Origin of the sequence: Tabrizicola sp. (genome assembly GCF_036781545.1) — a bacterium.
Classification (GTDB): domain Bacteria; phylum Pseudomonadota; class Alphaproteobacteria; order Rhodobacterales; family Rhodobacteraceae; genus Tabrizicola.
On the sequence record NZ_DAIQAT010000003.1, the window covers coordinates 73,091 to 90,537 of the forward strand.

At 67.9% G+C, this 17,447-nt stretch carries 21 protein-coding genes, 1 tRNA gene and 1 pseudogene; 8 read left to right on the plus strand and 15 right to left on the minus strand.

Annotated features, from left to right (window positions below; translation table 11 throughout):
* Positions 1-12 precede the first annotated feature (12 nt).
* From V7Q39_RS01535 to V7Q39_RS01575, 9 genes are all read right to left on the minus strand, one after another.
* Complete coding sequence (locus V7Q39_RS01535) at positions 13-1,470, minus strand: NAD(P)/FAD-dependent oxidoreductase (RefSeq protein WP_333814481.1); 1,458 nt, start codon at positions 1,468-1,470, stop codon at positions 13-15.
* The gene (locus V7Q39_RS01540; protein ID WP_333814483.1) at positions 1,467-1,724 is read right to left on the minus strand and encodes a (2Fe-2S)-binding protein; all 258 of its coding nucleotides are present in this window, start codon (positions 1,722-1,724) and stop codon (positions 1,467-1,469) included. The genes V7Q39_RS01535 and V7Q39_RS01540 overlap by 4 nt, the downstream gene beginning before the upstream one ends.
* Complete coding sequence (locus tag V7Q39_RS01545; protein WP_333814484.1) at positions 1,721-2,902, minus strand: NAD(P)/FAD-dependent oxidoreductase; 1,182 nt, start codon at positions 2,900-2,902, stop codon at positions 1,721-1,723. Before V7Q39_RS01545 ends, V7Q39_RS01540 begins: the two co-directional genes overlap by 4 nt.
* Positions 2,902-3,831, minus strand: a complete 930-nt coding sequence (locus V7Q39_RS01550) for an ABC transporter substrate-binding protein (protein WP_333814485.1) — start codon at positions 3,829-3,831, stop codon at positions 2,902-2,904. The genes V7Q39_RS01545 and V7Q39_RS01550 overlap by 1 nt, the downstream gene beginning before the upstream one ends.
* Before the next feature lie 57 nt (positions 3,832-3,888).
* On the minus strand, positions 3,889-4,893 hold the full coding sequence (locus tag V7Q39_RS01555; RefSeq protein WP_333814486.1) for an ABC transporter substrate-binding protein: 1,005 nt from the start codon (positions 4,891-4,893) through the stop codon (positions 3,889-3,891).
* Between the two features lie 61 nt (positions 4,894-4,954).
* Positions 4,955-5,749: an ABC transporter permease gene (locus tag V7Q39_RS01560; RefSeq protein WP_333814487.1), complete on the minus strand. Its 795-nt coding sequence runs from the start codon at positions 5,747-5,749 to the stop codon at positions 4,955-4,957.
* Positions 5,742-6,530 (minus strand): ABC transporter ATP-binding protein, encoded by a 789-nt coding sequence (locus tag V7Q39_RS01565; RefSeq protein WP_333814488.1) that lies wholly within the window; start codon positions 6,528-6,530, stop codon positions 5,742-5,744. Before V7Q39_RS01565 ends, V7Q39_RS01560 begins: the two co-directional genes overlap by 8 nt.
* The gene (locus tag V7Q39_RS01570; RefSeq protein WP_333814489.1) at positions 6,523-8,037 is read right to left on the minus strand and encodes an aldehyde dehydrogenase family protein; all 1,515 of its coding nucleotides are present in this window, start codon (positions 8,035-8,037) and stop codon (positions 6,523-6,525) included. The genes V7Q39_RS01565 and V7Q39_RS01570 overlap by 8 nt, the downstream gene beginning before the upstream one ends.
* Before the next feature lie 9 nt (positions 8,038-8,046).
* The gene (locus tag V7Q39_RS01575; protein ID WP_333814490.1) at positions 8,047-8,829 is read right to left on the minus strand and encodes an SDR family oxidoreductase; all 783 of its coding nucleotides are present in this window, start codon (positions 8,827-8,829) and stop codon (positions 8,047-8,049) included.
* A gap of 194 nt (positions 8,830-9,023) precedes the next feature.
* On the opposite strand from V7Q39_RS01575, the gene V7Q39_RS01580 reads away from it, so the two are divergent.
* Positions 9,024-9,716, plus strand: coding sequence for a GntR family transcriptional regulator (locus V7Q39_RS01580; RefSeq protein ID WP_333814491.1), 693 nt, complete (start codon positions 9,024-9,026; stop codon positions 9,714-9,716).
* Positions 9,717-9,922: 206 nt separating this feature from the next.
* On the opposite strand, the gene V7Q39_RS01585 is transcribed toward V7Q39_RS01580, so the two are convergent.
* Positions 9,923-10,013 (minus strand) — tRNA-Ser (locus tag V7Q39_RS01585).
* A gap of 175 nt (positions 10,014-10,188) precedes the next feature.
* On the opposite strand from V7Q39_RS01585, the pseudogene V7Q39_RS01590 reads away from it, so the two are divergent.
* Both V7Q39_RS01590 and V7Q39_RS01595 read left to right on the plus strand, forming a co-directional pair.
* A pseudogene (locus tag V7Q39_RS01590) lies at positions 10,189-10,446 on the plus strand (FAD-dependent oxidoreductase); the annotation flags it as partial.
* A gap of 25 nt (positions 10,447-10,471) precedes the next feature.
* Entirely contained in the window at positions 10,472-10,744 is a 273-nt protein-coding gene (locus V7Q39_RS01595) for a hypothetical protein (protein WP_333814493.1), read from the plus strand.
* 17 nt (positions 10,745-10,761) lie between these two features.
* Here the strand turns inward: V7Q39_RS01595 and V7Q39_RS01600 are convergent, their stop codons facing one another.
* Positions 10,762-11,457: a hypothetical protein gene (locus V7Q39_RS01600; RefSeq protein ID WP_333814494.1), complete on the minus strand. Its 696-nt coding sequence runs from the start codon at positions 11,455-11,457 to the stop codon at positions 10,762-10,764.
* Between the two features lie 357 nt (positions 11,458-11,814).
* On the opposite strand from V7Q39_RS01600, the gene V7Q39_RS01605 reads away from it, so the two are divergent.
* Together V7Q39_RS01605 and V7Q39_RS01610 are read left to right on the plus strand one after the other, a co-directional pair.
* Entirely contained in the window at positions 11,815-12,066 is a 252-nt protein-coding gene (locus tag V7Q39_RS01605; RefSeq protein WP_333814495.1) for a hypothetical protein, read from the plus strand.
* Between the two features lie 13 nt (positions 12,067-12,079).
* Positions 12,080-12,961, plus strand: a complete 882-nt coding sequence (locus tag V7Q39_RS01610; RefSeq protein ID WP_333814496.1) for an MBL fold metallo-hydrolase — start codon at positions 12,080-12,082, stop codon at positions 12,959-12,961.
* Positions 12,962-13,054: 93 nt separating this feature from the next.
* Here V7Q39_RS01610 and V7Q39_RS01615 read toward each other — a convergent pair whose 3' ends face one another.
* The 4 genes from V7Q39_RS01615 to V7Q39_RS01630 form a co-directional block, all read right to left on the minus strand.
* A complete protein-coding gene (locus V7Q39_RS01615) occupies positions 13,055-13,279 on the minus strand; it encodes a hypothetical protein (protein ID WP_333814497.1) in 225 nt (74 codons plus the stop codon).
* 281 nt (positions 13,280-13,560) lie between these two features.
* Positions 13,561-13,776, minus strand: coding sequence for a hypothetical protein (locus V7Q39_RS01620; RefSeq protein WP_333814498.1), 216 nt, complete (start codon positions 13,774-13,776; stop codon positions 13,561-13,563).
* 216 nt (positions 13,777-13,992) lie between these two features.
* Positions 13,993-14,232, minus strand: coding sequence for a hypothetical protein (locus tag V7Q39_RS01625; RefSeq protein WP_333814499.1), 240 nt, complete (start codon positions 14,230-14,232; stop codon positions 13,993-13,995).
* Positions 14,233-14,441: 209 nt separating this feature from the next.
* Positions 14,442-15,428: a 2-hydroxyacid dehydrogenase gene (locus V7Q39_RS01630; RefSeq protein ID WP_333814500.1), complete on the minus strand. Its 987-nt coding sequence runs from the start codon at positions 15,426-15,428 to the stop codon at positions 14,442-14,444.
* A gap of 131 nt (positions 15,429-15,559) precedes the next feature.
* Here V7Q39_RS01630 and V7Q39_RS01635 point away from each other — a divergent pair, with 131 nt between their 5' ends.
* The 3 genes from V7Q39_RS01635 to V7Q39_RS01645 form a co-directional block, all read left to right on the plus strand.
* Entirely contained in the window at positions 15,560-16,126 is a 567-nt protein-coding gene (locus V7Q39_RS01635) for an SH3 domain-containing protein (protein ID WP_333814501.1), read from the plus strand.
* Entirely contained in the window at positions 16,116-17,009 is an 894-nt protein-coding gene (locus tag V7Q39_RS01640) for a cation diffusion facilitator family transporter (RefSeq protein ID WP_333814502.1), read from the plus strand. Before V7Q39_RS01635 ends, V7Q39_RS01640 begins: the two co-directional genes overlap by 11 nt.
* Before the next feature lie 56 nt (positions 17,010-17,065).
* Positions 17,066-17,447: TetR family transcriptional regulator (locus V7Q39_RS01645; protein ID WP_333814503.1), on the plus strand; the 382-nt coding region annotated here is incomplete at its 3' end.

Below are 17,447 nucleotides of genomic sequence, written 5' to 3' on the forward strand. Positions count from 1 at the left end.
CTCCTCGCAAGGTCAGGCCGGGCCGGTGCCGGGCATATCGGGACGGGCGGTCAGGGCCAGCGCCGCATGGACGGCGTTCATTGGTACCGGCCGCAGCGGCATGTGGGCGCGGTTGTATCCTGCCTGCCCCGGCGGGACGCCCGCCTCAGCCAACGCCGCAACCAGCGCCGCGCCGCAGACCCGGCCCTGGCAGGGGCCCATGCCGGCACGGGTCCACATCTTCACCGCGAAAGTCTCGGCTGCGCCTGCCTGAACCGCTGCGCGGATGTCGGACAACCGCACATCCTCGCAGCGGCAGATCACTTCCGTTTCGGGCAGCGCCACCGGCGGGGCCTCGGGTGCGGGCCAATGCGCAGCCAGCGCCGCCGCGAAGCGCCGCGCCTTCGCCAGTTCGGTAGCAAGGCGGCGCATCAGGCCGGGGTCCGGTGTCCACCCACCGACCCGCGCCGCCGCCGACAGCCCGGCGATGCGGCCGGAGACCAACGCCGGGCGCATCCCGCCGAGGCCGCAGGTCTCGCCCGCCGCGTAAAGCCCGGGGCGCGAGGTCTCGCCGCTGTCCGGCCGGGCGAGGCAATGCCAGCCGCCGAGTGCCGGGTCATGGGCATGGTCGGCGCCAAGCGCGGTGGTCGCGTCGATCACCGGCTGGAAGCCGTAGCCGATGCACAACGCGCCCACGCCGTCGATCCGCTTGGCGCGCGACAGGTCGGGCCGGCCGAGGGCATCGACCGGGGCGATCTCCACCGCCTCCAGCCTTTCGCGGCCAAGGGCGCGGGTGACGACATGGCCGTGGTGCCGTTGCGCGCCGGTCCGGCGCAGGTCAGCCAGCAGCCCCGCCGTGGCACTCCAGCGTGAGGGCCAGGGGGCCAGCACCGCCAGCGAGGACAGCGGGCGCAGGGGCTGCCGTTCAACGAAATGGTCGATGCGCCGGCCCGCCTTGGCGAAGGTCGAGGCCACAGCCATCAGGAAAGCTCCGGTCCCCGCCAGCACCACCTTGCCGCCGAAGGGCAGCGCGCCGCCGCTTTTCACCAGGCGTTGCGCCGCGCCCGCACCGATCACCCCCGGCAGCGTCCAGCCCGGGAAGGGCAGCGGCCGTTCCATCGCCCCCGCGGCCACCACCACGGTCCGCGCCCGGATCGCCAGCGCCCCGGTACCGCCGTCCAGTGCGGCGTAGAGCAGGAAACCCTCGCCCTCCGGCGCAGCCCAGAACAGCTCGGCACGGGGGACAAGGCGCACACCCGCAGCCTTTGCCGCATCGGCAAGGTCGCGCCCCAGCCGCGCCGCCTCGCTGGCGGCCAGCGGGCCGGAAGGATCGCCGGGCTGCATGGCATATTGCCCGCCGGGCCGGTCGTAGAGGTCGAGGCACAGCACGTCTGCCCCAGCCGCCGCGGCCTCCTTCGCCGCCGCAAGGCCCGCGGGCCCCGAGCCGATCACCGCGACATCGCAGGACAGCAGGTGCGCCGCCATGGTCATGCCGCACCCTCCCTCGTCCGCACCACCATCCCGGCGCTGACTGGCGTCAGGCACGAGCGGCGGCGGAGGCCGTCCACCTCGACCATGCACTCGAAACACAGGCCCATGCCGCAGAACATCCCCCGCGGCGCCCGGTCCCTCGGGCTGAGCCGCATGGCGGGGTCCGCCGCGCTCAGCACCTGCGCCAGCGGTTGGCCAAGGGGCACGCTGACCTCGCGGCCATTCACCCGGATCAGGACGGTCTCCGCGCTCATGCCGCCTCCCTCTCCGCGAAGCGCATCGGCGCGTAGAGGCGAGAGGCCCGGATGGCAAGATCGGCGGGCAATCCGCCGGTGCCGGTGACGGCGGCGGCCAGATGTTCGGCCAGCATCAGCGCCCGGCAATAGCCGGAGCCGTTGTCCCCAGCGGCGACATGCAGGCCGGGCAGCGGCAAGCTTCCGGCCAGGAAGCGGGAATCCGGTGTCACCCCCTCGAACCGCACCCAAGACCGCAGCAGCGGCTGTGCCGCCAGCGAGGGGAACAGCATCAGCAGCGTCTCGATGCTTTCCAGCACGAAGCCGGGCGGGACCTCGTGGATATGGTCCTGCGCGCCTTCGGGCGGGTCGAAGGGGGCGGTGACAGTGTTGAACAGCACCTGGCCCGAGGCGGCCTGCTGGATCTGGGTATAGCCGCTGTCGACGCCGCCCGCCCGCTCGCAGGCCGAGATCACCCGGCGGATGGTGCCCGCGGGCTGGCGCATCGAGGCCAGGCATTGCGCCTGCCGCGGCCGGATCGGCAGGGCGATCCCCGCCATCGCCGCCAGCCGCGCCGTCCAGGGGCCGCCGGTCAGCACAACATGGCGGCTGGAGACCGGGCCGCGCGATGTCTCCACCCCGGCGATGCGACCGCCGTCGATACGAAGGCCGGTCACCGGGGTATTCGCCAAAGCGATCGTCCCCGCCTCACGCGCAAGGCGCAACACGGTGCGCAGGCCGAGGAAGGGGTTCACCGTGGCGGTGTCGGGCGCCCAGGTGGCGCCGATGAGCGGGCCGGTCATCAGCGGCTCGCGCTCGCGCGCCTCTTCCGGCGTGAGCAGCGCCACCTCGGCGCCGAGCGCGCGTTCCCGCGCCACCCAGTCGGCACCGACCGCGCTGTCCTCAGGGTGCAGGATGTAGCAAAGCTTGCCCTGCCGATTGTATTCAAAGGGGTTGCCGGTCGCATCGGCCAGATCGGACCACAGCTGCCCGGCATGGCGCAGCAGTGGATATTCCTCGATCCCGTGCATATGGGTGCCGATGGCCGCAAGGCTGGCCCCGGTGACCGCACCGCCGAAAGCCCGGGCCTCCAGCAGCAGCGGCTTCATCCCCGCCAGCGCCAATGCCCGCGCCGTCGCCGCGCCGAGGATACCCCCGCCGACCACAACAGCATCGGCGCTGTGCGGCAGGTCCGTCATCAGACAGCCCAGCCCCTGCGGCGGAAGGCGGCGGGGGCGGCCTTCCAGAAGCGGTCGTCCAGCACGCTTTCGGTGGCGGGGTCATGCCCCTCCACCTCGCGGATGGCGCGGGCGGCGGCGGCCACATGCGCCAGATCGGGACAGCCGAGCCCTTCGGCTAGCGTCGCGCCAGTCAGCGACAGCGCGCGGATGTCGGCCAGCTGCCGGGCATGTTCCTCGCGCGACACGTCGGGGCGGGCGCGCAGGCAGGCGGCGATGGCGCGGTCGGGATCGTCGAAGGCGATGGTCCAGCCTTCCAGCACGGCATCGACCACGGCCTGCACCGCCTCAGGCTTTTCGGCCACCAGCGCCGCATCCGCGACCAGCCCGTCCTTCAGCACCGATCGCCCGGTATCGCGCCCCGAGAACACCACCAGATCGTCGGGCGGCACCTCCGCCTCGACCTGATGCAATTCGTGGTAGGAGGTCATCTGGCCCGAGGCGATCTCGCCCCGCAGGAAAGGCCCCACGGTGTCGGGCATCTGCACCCGCGCCACCGCGCCCGGCGCGACACCCGCGCCGGCCAGCAGCCAACGGAACTCCAGGTCCTCGCCGCCCGGCCAGACGCCGACGCTTTTCCCCGCCAGATCAGCCAGTACGTTCACGCCCGAGGACCGTCGCGCCGGATAGACCAGCGGGCTGACCTGCTGCACCGTCATCAGCCAGCGCAACCGTTCGGGCGCCGCGCTTTCCAGGATATGCGCCGGGCTTGCCACCGCCATCTCGGACACGCCAGTCAGGATCGAAGCGACGTGCTTGCAAGAGAAATCCAGCCCCTCGCAACGGATTTCCACCCCCTTGCTACGGGCCAGCCCCAGCTCTTCGGCCAGAAGATAGCCGGCGAACTGCGCCTGCTTGTGCCACAGGAGTCGGATGCGGATGGGGGTCATGTCTGCCTCCGGGATTGGAAAGCCGCGCGCCGAAGCAGGCGCGCGGCGCTCTTTGCGTCACTCGCAGAGGATGGTGCGATAGTCGGCCGGGGCCGCATCGACGAAGCTGTTGGTGTAGCCTGCCGTCAGGTCGATGGGCTGGTCGATAAGCCCGGCGCCCAGCAGGATCTCCTGTGCCAGTTCCCAGCTTGCCAGCCGGGTCTCGCCGAATTTCCCCTCAAGGGTCGGACCGGCACATGCGATGTCGCGCATCTGCTTGATCTGTTGGACCTGGAAGTCCTTGTCGAGCTCGGAGTTGTATTTCACCACGATCTCGGCAGCGGCCTCGGGATCGGCGAAGGCTTCCTTCCAGCCGCGCAGGCTGGCGTTCACCACCGCCTGAACGGTTTCGGGATGCTCGGCGATCTGCGCCTCGGTGGTGAAGAGCCCGCCCGAGATCAACTCGGCCCCCGCTTCGGCCGGGTCGAGATAGACCAGATCCTCGGGCTTGAAGCCGTTCTGGTAGACGAGAAGCAGCTCGTTGTAGCGGGTGACCTCCATCACCTCGTATTCGCCATTCAGCCAAGCGATGATGTCGTAGCCCTGGCTGATCGTCGTCACCTCGGCCGGATCGACGCCGGCCTTCTTCAGCATGGCCATGAACTCATGCTCGTCGCCGCCGAACCACAGGCCAACCGAATGGCCGGCCATGTCGGCGACCGAGGTGATGCCGCTGTCCTTGCGGGCGATGTAGGTGGTGGCGGATTTCTGGCCCCACTGGCTGACCATCACCAGCGGCACGCCGTTGGCGCGGGCAGCGATCACCTGGTTGGGATGGCCGATGCCGAAGGTGTCGACGCCGGTCGCCACCATGACGGTTGGCTTCAGGTCGGGACCGGCGGGTTGCAGCAGGAAGTCCTCGACCCCCGCTTCCTTGTAGTAGCCCTTCTCCAGTGCCACGATGGGGCCGGCGAACTGGCCCTGCAGCACCCATTCCAGCCGCATGGATTCGGCCATGGCGGCGCCGGATGCGGTCATCAAGAGCAAGGCTGCCAAACCGGATTTCAGAAAAGTCCTGGTCATCTTTCACTCCTTGTTGGGGTTGAGGCCCGGGTTTTCGCCCCGGATCGTTTTAGGGGTCTTTTCAGCGCGTCTCGTCGACCGAGGCGTGCCAGCGTACGAACAGCCGTTCCAGCGCGGCGATCACCAGGAAGAACAGGATGCCCATCAGCGCCGAGATCAGCATCGCCGCCCAGAGCCGCGGCATCGCCATCGAGCGATAGGCGGTCATCACCACGAAGCCGAGGCCCCGGTCGGCCTGCACGAATTCGGCGACGATGGCTCCGATCACCGAGAAGGTGACGTTCAGCTTCAGCCCGACGAAGACGTAGGGCAGCGCGCCCGGCAGCCGCATCTTCCAGAACCTCTGCCAGGGCGTGGCGGCAGCGATGTGGAACACATCCATCACCACCCGGTCATAGCTTTGCAGTCCCTTCATCATGTTCAGCGCCAGCGGAAAGAACGACAGGAAGGCCGTCACCGCCACTTTCGAGGCCATGCCATGGCCGAACCAGATGATGATGATTGGGGCGATGGCCACCACCGGGATCGTGTTGGCGGCAATGATGAAGGGAAGGAAGCCGCGTTCCAGAAAGCGCGAATAGGCGAAGCCGGTGCCGAGGAGCGCGCCAAGCGCCGAGCCGATGACGAAGCCGGTCACCGCCTCGAACATGGTGATGCCGGTGTGGAAAGCCAGCGCGGCGGAATTGGTGGTCACCGCCAGCCAGATCGCCGAGGGCGCGGGCAGGATGTAGGGTGCGATGTCCAGCGCCCGGCAGGCCAATTCCCAGACCACCAGCAGCCCGATCAGCAGCGCGGTCGGGGGCCAGGCCTGGTCGAAGGCGCGTTTCGACAAGGTGTTCGCCGCCAAGTCAGCCATTGGCATAGCCTTTCTCAAGCTCGCTGTTGCCCAGCCGCACCAGCGCCTCGAACGCCGGATGGGTGCGGCTGTCCAGACTGCGCGGGCGGGGCAGGTCGTTGTCGACCACCCGGGAGATGCGCCCCGGGCGCGGGGTCATCACCACGATCCGGTCCGACAGCAGCACCGCCTCGCGGATCGAATGGGTGACCAGCACCACGGTCAGCCCGGTCACCTCGTGAATGCGGGCCAGCTCCATGTTCAGCCGGTCGCGGGTGATCTGGTCCAGCGCGCCGAAGGGCTCGTCCAGCAGAAGGATGTCGGGGCTGGTCGACAGCGCGCGCGCAATGGCGGCGCGCTGCCGCATCCCGCCCGACAGCTGGCGGGGGTGGGCAGTTTCGAACCCCTCTAACCCGACCAGGCGGATCAGGTCCTGCGCCTTCGCCTCGCGTTCCGCCCGGCCCACCCCGCGCAGTTCCAGCGGCAGGGCGATGTTGTGCAGGATGTTGCGCCACTCCAGCAGCGCAGGCTCCTGGAATACGAAGCCGGTCTTGCGTTCCAGCCGCACGGCACGGGGGGTGCGGCCGTTGATCTCCACCTTACCGGAGGTCGGTTCCAGCAGATCGCCCAGCACCCGCAGCAGCGTGCTCTTGCCGCAGCCGGAAGGGCCGATCAGCGAGACGAGGCTGCCGCCGGGGATGGTCAGGTCGATGGCATCCAGCGCCTGCACCTGGCGCTCGCCCCTGCCATAGACCAGCGAGAGGTTCGAGACCTCGACCATGGCCGCCGTCCTGTCACCCATAACGCTTGCCCCCCGCGAACCAGTCGCCGAAGTCCTGCGCGGTGCGCAGGGTGACCGATCCCTTGATCAGATAGCTTTTCAGCGCGTCCCAGCCGTTCTCGTGGCCGTAGCCGCTGTCGCCCGAGCCGCCCCAGATCGAGCGCGGGTCGTTCTTGTGATGGTCGTTGATCCAGACCACACCAGCCTTCAGCCGCGCCACCGTCCGGTGCGCCAGCAGGATGTCGCGGGTCCAGACCGAGGCGCCCAGTGCGAAGGGCCCATCGTTGGCCAGCGTCACCGCCTCGTCTTCGGTGTCAAAGGGGGTCAGGCTGATGACCGGGCCGAAGACTTCCTGGCGGAACAATGCCATCTCCGGCGCCACGTCGGCAAAGACAGTCGGCGGCACGAAGAAGCCGCTCGCCAGCTCCGGCGGCAGGGCGCGCGGGGTGCCGCCGGCGATCAGCCTTGCGCCTTCGGCCTTGGCCTTGCCGATATGGCCCAGGCAGCGGTCGCGCGACGCGGCCGAGATCACCGGGCCGATGTCGGTGGCCGGATCGGCGGGATCACCCTGGGTCAGGCGTTCGACCCGCTCTGCCAGCTTGCGGCAGAAGGCGTCGTAGATGTCGCGCTGCACCAGGATGCGGCTGCCGGAGACGCAGGTCTGCCCGGCGGCGACGAAGCCGGCAAACAGGGTTCCGGCGACGGCCTCGTCCAGATCGGCGCTGTCGTAGACGATCAGCGGGGTCTTGCCACCCAATTCCAGCGTGCAGGGCACCAGCCGCTCGGCCGCCGCCGCGGCGACCCGCCGCCCGGTGGCCGTGCCGCCGGTCAGATCGATATGGGCGACCTCGGGGTGGGCGACCAGCGCCGCGCCCGCCTCGGCCCCGCCGGTGACAACGTTGATCACGCCGGCGGGAATCCCTGCCTCGGCGGCCCATGCGCTCAGCAGCAGCGGCGTCACCGGGGCCAGCTCCGACGGCTTCACCACCACGGTATTGCCGGCCGCCAGCGCCGCCGACAGCTTCTTCACCAGGATCAGGATCGGATGGTTCCAGGGTGTCAGCAGGGCGCAGACGCCATGCGGGCGATAGCGCGTCCAGGTCAGGAAGCCACCCTTCACCTGGTTCGAGCCACCCTCCAGCCCCAGGACGATGCCCGCGAAATACTCCAGCCATTCGGGAATGCGCGACATCTGCGCCCGCATCTCCCGGATCGGCCGGCCGGTGATCGCGGATTCCAGCGCCGCCAGTTCCCCCATCCGCTCCCGCAGCAGCGCCGCCAGCGCCCGCAGCAGACGCGCCCTCTCGTCAGGGTCGGTCGCCGCCCATCCCGGCGCCGCCGCCGATGCCACCCGCACCGCCCGGTCCACATCCGCGGCAGAACCTTCCGGCACGCTCCAGCGCGCAGCACCCGTGGCCGGGTCGAATACCTCGCGCCGCTCCACCCCTTCCGGGGCAGACCATGCGCCCGCGATGTGGTGCGGGAAGTCCTGGCGGACCGCAGGGTCGGTGACGGGAGAGAACGCCATCGCCTCGCCTCAGATGATCGAGGAGCGCGAGGCGATGCCGCCATCGACGGTGAAGATCGCCCCGGTAGTATAGCCCGAGCGGTCCGAAGCCAGGAAGGCCATCAGGTCTGCGATCTCGCGCACCTTGGCGGGGCGCCTCAGCGGATAGGTCGCCAGCAGTTCCTCCCAGCGGGATTCGTCACTGTACCAATCCACGGCCCGGCGTTTCAGCAACTTGTAGATCCGGCTGGTGTCCACTGGGCCGGGGTTGACGCCGACCACGCGGATGTTGTCGTCAAGGCTGCGGCCGCCCAGGGCTCGGGTGAAGGCCATCAGGCTGGCGTTGCCGGTGGTGCCGGCGATGTAGTCAGCGTCGTAGCGTTCGCCGGCATTCCCGATGTCGTTGATGATGACGCCGCCGCCAGCCGCCTTCATCCGGCTGTAATAGATCCGGCACATGTTGATGTAGCCATAGACCTTCAGCTCCCAGTTGGCACGCCAGGTCTCGCTGGTGGTAGAGAACAGGTTGCCGCCCGGGATCACGCCGGCGTTGTTGATCAGCACGTCGACGTCGCCGACCGCCCCGGCCAGCCGCTCGGGCGCGCCCTTCTCGTTCAGGTCCATCGGCCAGACCGAGACCGTTGCACCATGGGCCTTGCGCAACCGGTCGGCGATGGCTTCCAGCTTGTCGGCCGACCGTGCGGTCAGATGCAGGATGGCGCCTTCCTCGGCGAAGACCTCGGCGATACCCTCGCCGATGCCCTGCGATGCGCCGGTGATCAATACGCGCCGGCCCCGAAGACCAAGGTCCATGTCTCGCTCCCTTTTCCGCCGCCGGATTAGCGTTCCGACCGTTTTCTGATTCTGCTATCAAATGTGAGCATGACGCATAACGCGTGTATACATTAAACTTCATCTCGGTATCTGTATGCATAATATTTGTGCATTATTTACCGAAAGCCGGCTGGATTTGCCTATTATATAGGCAAATCTGGAGAAAGGAACCGATGTCGCAGATCAGTTCACCCGAGCCTTCCGCCAAGGAGACGGGCCGCAGCCGGACCCAGGCCGAGCGAATCACCGCCGAGATGGAGGCCGAGATCGTTCGCGGCGACCTCGCCCCGGGCCAGAAGCTGGACGAGGTAGCCATCGCGCAGCGCTACAACGCATCGCGCACCCCGGTGCGCGAAGCACTGCGGGCGCTGGCGGTCAGCGGCCTCGTCACCCACGAGCCGCGGGTCGGCGCCATCGTCGCCCGCCCGACGGTCAGCAACGTGGTGGAGCTGTTCGAACTGGTCGGCGAACTTGAGGGCGTGGCGATCCGGCTGGCCTGCGAACGGATGACCGAATTCCACCGCGCCCGGATCGAGGCCGCCTATCAGGCCTGCCGCCGGCAGGCGACCAGTGACGCCGCCGAGGCCTACCTGTCTGCCAACGATGCCTTCCACTGTGCGATCCACGACGCTGCCGACAACCGGGCGCTGAAGTCCGAGATCGGCCAGATCAACCGCCGCCTCGGCCCCTACCGCCGCTTCATCACCTTCCTGCCCGGCCGCCGCGAAAGCGCCGAGCGCGAGCATGAGATCCTTGCCGAGGCCCTGTTCGCCGAAGACGGCGCCCGTGCCAGCGCCGCGATGCGCGACCACGTCAAGGTCCTGGCCGAGGATTCGCTGCTGCTGGCCCGCAGCCTGCAGCTTTGATGCTGGGGGCGATGCTGGGGCCGCCGCTCGGTGCTGTCAGACGAAGGTAAACCCGATCCCTCGCGCCACCAGGACTGCGGTCACCCAAAAAATGCGGGTTCAACCGGCCCACGGAAACGTCTCTGCAAATTCAAAACCGACTTAACGCCCGGAAACACCGAGTCTTTCCCAGAAGAGCCGAGAAATAACGTGATACCAATGGATTATGGCGGAGACGAAGGGATTCGAACCCTCGAGACCCTTTAGAGGTCTGCGCCCTTAGCAGGGGCGTGCCTTCGACCACTCGGCCACATCTCCGCCTGCCCGTTTATCGGGGCGAAACGGCGGGAGCAAGGGGAAAGGTGACGGGCCCCGATCGGCCGCTTTACAGGGAAGGCGGCGCGGCGGCGGAGAGGATCGGGAGAGCGTGCGTCTGTTCCGGAAGCGGCGGCAGTCACCTGCCTGCAACCGCAGGCCGGGACAGACAGAGGGCATGGGCCGTCAGAACTGGTTCGACGCGGTGGGCGAGGAGCACCGTCAGGTGCGCGCCTGTGCCGGGCTGTTCGACCAGTCCTCCTTCGCCAAATACGAGCTCTCCGGCCCCAAGGCGGCCGAGGCGCTGGAGGCGATCTGCGCCAATCGTGTCGCGCGGGACGCGGGCCGCCTGACCTATACCCAGCTTCTCAACTCGCGCGGGGGGATCGAGGCCGACCTTACCGTCGCAAGGCTGGCCGAAGACCGGTTCTACATCGTCACCGGCACCGGCTTTCGCACCCATGACTTCGGCTGGATCGCCGACCACCTGCCTGCCACTGGCACAAGCTTTCCTGTCGGCCGTCCTGCTCGGGCGCGAGACGATCCTGCGCGACGGACAGCCGGTGGGCTACCTCACCTCGGGTGGCTACGGCTATATCCGCAACCCCGGCGGCGTGACGGAGGACTGGCTGACCAGGGGCCGTTACAGCCTGATCATCGCCGGGGACGAAACCCCCGCCTACCTGGCCCTCGAACTGTTATACGACCCGAAAGGAGACAGGTTCAGGGCCTGATGCGGGCGGGAGCCCGGTCAGGCTGCCTCGTCCCGTCTCTCCAGCCGCTTGACCAGTTCCAGGATCGGCGCCGGGTCGAAGGCCACAGGACCGGACCCCGCCGGATCGGGCATCGACAGGATGATCTCGTCCAGAGCCATCGCCTCGGACAGCGCAAGCTGCGCCAGGCCCGGGTCGGCGCTGCGCGCCAGCAGGTCCAGCTCGCCCCGCGCCACCATCAGCTGCGCCCAGGCGACCTGATAGGCGCGCATCTCCGTCGGACCAGAGGCAGCGATCCCGCCCGCCGACAACCTGGCCAGTTCCAGCACCGCCAGCGCCGCATCCTCGCCCGAGGGGGCAAGCGTGCTGCGCGCCTTCAGCAGCGCCTTCTCTGCCTCGAGATAGGCCTTCCGAACCGCATCCTCGGCGCCACCGTCCTCCAGCTTTTGCAGCACCGGCGCCAGATCCCCCACGCCCGCTGCCTGAAGACCCTCTGCGATCCCCGGCAATATCTCCGCCCGCGGATGGCCGAAATGCGCCGCCGCCGACGGCTCGCCCAAGACAAGCATCCCCAGTTGCAGGTCGGCCCGGATACGTCCCAGCCCGACCAGAAGCCGCACGGTTTCCTGGCTCGATGCCTGCGCCTCGACCTGCACCAGCATCGACCGGGTCTCGATCCGGACCGTCTGTCCAAAGGCCGCCACGCCCAGCCCGGCCGAAACGGCAAGTGCCATCCCCGCCGCCCGCGACCCGACCCGGGCCACAGTGAAACCCCTTGTGCAAACCTGTCTCATGCCGATCCCCTGTCTTCTGGCCCGCCCTTGCGATTCTGTCGGTAGGGCCTCATGCCCTGCGCCTCCTCCTCGTCACCGAATATGGCTGCAGTTGGGTCAACTTCGGGCATAGGTGGTGCAAGCTCTCCTTCCGGTTGAAATTCTCCGCTGCCTCCAGCCGCGCCCCGACCGGTCCCCCGGCTGGATGGTCTGGGCAGCAGCGCTGGTTGGTGTCATCATGCCACGCACCGCCGCCTGGGGCATTCTGCCCGCTCTGTCTTGTGGCGGGGATCGACACCTGCAGGATCCGAGGAGCCATTGGAGACAGTTTTCACCCCATGGATCTCGCCGGGGGGTGGCGCGCTGACCGGCCTCGCCGCCCTTCTGCTGACGCCCTGCACGGCCAGCTTTGGCATGGGCCGAGGCATCGCCGGATTCTACCCCGGCGGGGCGCTTCCGGCCATCGGCACGGGCTATCCCTTGGCCTTCCTGCCCCGCGCCGCCCTGTTCGGCGGCCTCTTCATCGCGCGGGCGCCGCAGTTCCGTGCTCCCACCCGCAAGCCCGCGTGATCCGGAGGTTCCCATGACCCCAGCCATCGACCTGACCGTGAAGCCCGAGGTGACGGGCTTTTTCGACCCCGCCACCAACACCATCAGCTATGTGGTGAAGGATCCCGCGTCCACCGCCTGCGCCATCGTCGATTCCGTGATGGACATCGACTATGCCGCCGGACGGATCACCTATACCCATGCCGACGAGATCATCGCCCATGTCCGCGCCCACGGGCTTCGGCTGGACTGGCTGATCGAGACGCATGTCCACGCCGACCACCTGTCCGCCGCGCCCTATATCCAGCGCCAGCTGGGCGGGAAGATCGGCATAGGGCGCAACATCACCATGGTGCAGGACACGTTCGGCAAGATCTTCAACGAGGGGACCGAGTTCCAGCGCGACGGGTCGCAGTTCGACCGGCTGTTCGATGACGGCGATACCTACCAACTGGGCGGGATGACCTGCATTGCTCTGCACACCCCCGGCCATACGCCCGCCTGCATGACGCATGTGATGGGCGATGCGGCCTTCGTCGGGGACACGCTCTTCATGCCGGACGGAGGCTCGGCCCGCGCCGATTTCCCCGGCGGCGATGCCGGCCAGCTTTACGACAGCATCCAGAAGGTCCTGTCCCTGCCTGACGCCACGCGGCTCTTCATGTGCCACGACTACGGCCCGAACGGCCGCGATATCCGCTGGGAGACCACGGTGGGCGAGGAGAAGGCCCACAACATCCACATCGTCGGCAAGTCGCGGGAGGAGTTCGTCGCGCTCCGTACGGCGCGAGATGCCACGCTGGCCATGCCGAAGCTGATCATCCCCTCGCTGCAGGTGAACATGCGCGGCGGGGACCTGCCCCCGGCAGACGAAAGCGGCAAACGCTTCCTCAAGGTGCCGATCAACGGGATCTGAAGAAGCAAGGGCTCAGAAATAAAGAGGTCTTGGCCATCCATCCAGATGGCCAAGACCTTGAATGCTGTCCGATACGAACGGTTGGCCGCTGGATCAGCCGGCAACAGCCGGGGCGGGCTCGTCGTCGTCGTTGCCGCAGGCGATCGCGCAGATCACGACCAGGCCGATGATGACCGGAACGATCCAGCCCGAACGGGGCGAGGCAGCCTCGACGGCCGGCGCGGCTTCTTCAACAACAACGACCGGGCCGCCAGCGAAGGCAGTGGTCGAGCTCAGCGCCAGCGAGAGCGCCAGGACAGTCGATGCGATTTTTTTCATGGTTGGGTTCCTTTGTCTCATGAGGGGCCGAATGGGCCTCGGGGCCAATAGACAATAGTGTGCCGGACAGACAAGCGCGCGCAGGCAGCGGATCGAAAGGAAGTTTTTGCATGTGCCAAACATGCATCATCCCCGACGGCCCAACTCAAGATCCTGGACCTGTCGGTCTGATGAATGGAATTTCTCTTTGGCCACACAGCCACGAGCTTCCGAAAGCAACACGGCAGCGCATTTCTGCGCTGCCGTGAGAATTCCAGACCCAGCCAAGGCCCTTTTGCGGATCAGGCCGGAGGTGCCGTGGTCACAGGCTCGTCGTCGTCATTGCCACAGGCGATGGCACAGACGACGATCAGGCCGATGATGACCGGAACGATCCAGCCCGAACGGGGCGAAGCGGCCTCGACGACCGGCTCTTCCTCAACAATGACGGGGCCGCCCGCGAAGGCAGCCGATGCGGTCATCGCAAGCGCCAGCAGCGGCGCAGCAATCTTTTTCATGGCAGATTCCTCTCTCCAATCCGGAACGCCCGGAGCTTGTGATCAAAGGCTATGCCCATGGTGGGAAAGGCAGAAAGGATTCGTTTGGCCCCGGTAGAATGAATCGGTTCCATGGGCTTTCTTGCAACAGCGCCCGAAAACGTCCCGGCTCTACCCGATCCTGTAACGCGACAAGGGGGATCGGCCGGATCACCGACCGATCCCCCGTCACGAATGTCACTTTGGGTCGACCGGCGGTGTCGGAGTAGGAGCCGGATCGTCGTCACCGCCACCACAGGCTACCAGGCAGATCAGCACCAGCGCGCCGAGGATCGGCAGGATACCGACCGAGCTTGCGGGCCGCGCAGCGATCTCTTCGCCCTGGCCTTCCTCGATGATCACCGGGCCACCGGCCTGCGCGACCGATGCCGACAGAACAGTTGCGGCCACCACGACCGGCTTCAGGAAATCCATCATTCTCCGTCTCCTCTAACAGGTTGAACCCGCGGATCGATTGCCGCAGGCCCACCATTTTTGCATAGGGACAGATACTGCACACGGCAACCGATCCAAGCGGTCAAAGCCGGTTTCTCCACAGGATTCTTCCGAATTTCACCTTCAGGTTGCGTGTTCGGGTACGCGAAACGCCTAGATGTGGTGGTCATCGGCCCCGGACAGCCGGGGGGTCAGAACATCCCCGGCACCACCTGATCGGGGGGGCGATGGCCATCCGCGAAGGTCTTGATGTTGATGATGACCTTCTCGCCCATCTCGATGCGCCCCTCGACGGTCGCCGATCCCATATGTGGCAGCATCACCACGTTCGGCAGTTCCAGAAGCCGCGGGTTGATGTCGGCGCCCTGCTCGTAGACGTCCAGCCCCGCCCCCGCCAACTCGCCGGCCCGCAAGGCGCGGGTCAGCGCATTCTGGTCGATCACCTCGCCACGCGACGTGTTCACCACCACGGCCGAAGGCTTCATCAGCTTCAGCCGCCGCGCGTTCAGGAGATGGAAGGTCGAGGGCGTATGCGGGCAGTTGACCGAGACGATGTCCATCCGCGCCAGCATCTGGTCCAGGCTTTCCCAGTACGTCGCCTCCAGCTCGGCCTCGACTTCCGGGCGCAGGCGCTTGCGGTTGTGGTAATGGACCTGCAGCCCGAAGGCCTTCGCCCGCCGCGCCACCGCCGAACCGATTCGCCCCATCCCCAGGATGCCCAGCCGCCGCCCGCCCAGCCGGCCGCCCAGATTTGCCATCGGCGACCAGCCGGTCCAGCTGCCCGACTGCATCACCTGCAGCCCTTCCGGAATCCGCCGCGTCACCGCCAGCATCAGCGCCATCACCATATCCGCCGTGTCCTCGGTGGTGACGCCCGGCGTGTTCGATACCAGGATGCCCCGCTGCCGCGCCGTCGCCACGTCGATATGGTCCACCCCGGCGCCATAATTCGCGATCAGCTTCAGCTTCTCGCCCGCCTGCGCCAGCAACCCTGCGTCGATCACATCGGTGATCGTCGGCACCAGAACATCCGCCCGCCGCATCGCCTCGGCCAGCTCCTCGCGGGTCATCGCCACGTCCGGGTCGCGCAACTCGACGTCGAACAGCTCCTTCATCCGCGTCTCCACGGCCTCGGGCAGCCGTCGCGTCACGACCACAGTCAGGTGGCTGGCAGGCATACGTGATCTCCCCGACACTTCCAAATCCGGCGTCCTTCGGGCAAGGTGCCGCCAAGCGGGGCGATGCACAAGACCCGGTGAGCGGTAACGGCGGGCGGTGTCGTCGGGAACGGCATCCGGTGAGGCAAGGCATGAGACGGTTTCTGGCGATGCTGGCGGTTCTGGGCGCGCTTGGGTGCGGCGGCCTTTCAGCGCAGGAAACCGATGCAGCGCAGGAAACCGATGCGCCGGTCAAGACCGACAAGCCGCCCGAGAAGCAATGCCAGCCCGACGTCGGCTGTGTAACCAACCTGCCCCTGCCCCGCTTCGTCTCGCTGAAAGGGTCTGAGGGCAACGCCCGGCGCGGGCCCGGCCTGACCCACCGGATCGACTGGGTCTTCACCCGCGCCGGGATGCCGCTGAAGATCACCGCCGAATACGAGAACTGGCGCCGCGTCGAGGATTCCGAAGGCGCGGGCGGCTGGGTGCACTACTCGCTCCTCTCCGGGGTTCGCACCGTGCTCGTCACGCTCGACATGGCCGAGCTGCGCGATAGCCCGGCCGACAACGCCACCGTGGTCGCCCAGGCCGAGATGGGCGTCGTGGGGCGCATCCTGGAATGCATCCCCGACTGGTGCCGCGTCTCGCTCGACGGGACCCGCGGCTGGATCAACACCCGCGCGGTCTGGGGCGTGAAGGAGGGCGAGATTGTCGAATGATCCCGCAAGACCCGATGTCCGGCTGGCGATCTCGGCGGGCATCGCCTCGGTCCTCGTCGCTGGACTCCTGGTCGCGCTGAAGCTCTGGGCCCTAGCCGAGACCGGCGCGCTTTCCATCGCCGCCTCGCTGGCCGATTCCGCGCTGGACCTGATGATGTCGCTCGGCGCCGCCGTCGCCATCGTCTATGCCGCCCGCCCGGCGGACGAGGATCACGCCTTCGGCCACAGTTCGGCCGAGGACCTTGCCGCGCTCGCCCAATCCGCCTTCATCCTGGTTTCGTCCTGCGTCATTGGCTGGGCCGCGGCCCGCCGCCTGATGGCCGATACCCCGCATCAGCTGGCATCCGAGGGGCGCGGGCTGGTGGTGATGCTCGCATCGATCCTGATCACCTTGGCGCTGGTCTGGTGGCAGGGCCGCGTCGCGCAGCGCACCGGCAGCAAGGTCGTCGCCGCCGACCGCCTGCACTACCTTGGCGACCTGTTGCCCAGCTTCGGCGCGCTTGTCGCGCTCTGGGCCTCGCGCCGTTTCGGGATTGGGATGATCGACGCCGTGGTCGCCCTCGCTGCCGCGGCCGTCATGGTCATCGGCGCACTGCGCATCGGCAAGACGGCCTGGGACGCGCTGATGGACCGGGCAGCCGACCCGACGATCATCGACGGCATCGCCCGGATCGCCGCCGACTGGCCCGGCGTGCGCGGCTACCACGACCTGAAGACCCGCACCGCGGGCAGCCGCGTCTTCGTCAACCTCCACATCGAGCTGGACGGAGACCAGAGCCTGCGTCAGGCGCATGACATCGGCGCCAGCCTGCGGCGGGCGATCCTTGCCGCCTATCCCCAGGCCGACGTGATCATCCACAAGGATGTCCACCGCGAGACGTAGCGGTTGACTTCCCGGGATCTCCGAATGATTATACGCGCGTATAACAGTAGGTCGCCATGCAACCCGCCCGCCGCCTCTACCGCCGTGAGAGCGAAGAGACCCGCCGCTCTGCGCTGATCGCCGCGACGCAGGACCTGGTGGCCGAAGGCGGGCCCGAGGCCGCGACGGTGCGTGCCATCGCCGAACGGGCAGGTGTCACGCCGGGTCTCATCCGCCACTACTTCCAGTCCAAGGACGAACTGTCGCGTGCCGCCTACCGCGCGCTGATGGACGGGATGACCGCCAAGGGATCGGACGCCATCGAGGGCGTCGGCGCCGCGCCCGAGGAACGCCTCGCCGCCTTCATCGCCGCCTCGCTGCGCCCGCCGGTGCTGGACGCCGGTGCCGTGGTGCTCTGGGCCGGCTACATGCACAAGGTCCGCAGCGACCCCGACCTGA